This window comes from Pseudoalteromonas sp. S4492 (genome assembly GCF_005886115.1).
GTDB classification, from domain to species: Bacteria; Pseudomonadota; Gammaproteobacteria; order Enterobacterales; family Alteromonadaceae; genus Pseudoalteromonas; species Pseudoalteromonas gelatinilytica.
Window position 1 is genome coordinate 1 of record NZ_PNCP01000332.1, and the last position, 357, is coordinate 357.

Annotated in this window: 1 pseudogene; it reads right to left on the minus strand. The window is 48.7% G+C overall.

Annotated features, from left to right (window positions below):
- Nucleotides 1–357: pseudogene (locus tag CWC28_RS22440) on the minus strand (ISNCY family transposase); the annotation flags it as partial.

Sequence of the window (357 nt, forward strand, 5' to 3'; positions counted from 1 at the left end):
TGGCCCTTTTACGCGCTTGCTTCTGTATTTCTGCTCCCAGCTTTTGGATATTTCTGGCCAGTACTGCCATAGCTGTATATCGCTTGAAACCCTCAATACCATGGTCAGGGCATTTATCCAGACCGTGAACTTCCAGAGCATTTATCGCGGACTCTACCGCTGAGTGCTGTCGCTTTTCCGCCCGAAACTCCGGACTGGTTTCCCATTCGGTTTCTGCTCGGTTGCGTCGTCCTTTTTTTGGCAAAACAACCGGGTCGAGGTACTCACGCAACTCCTCTTGATTCCTCTTGGAGTGGAAACCTTTGTCGAAGCTACAAGAGTTCAAATCAGGAAAGGATTCTTTGGCAGATTTCACAA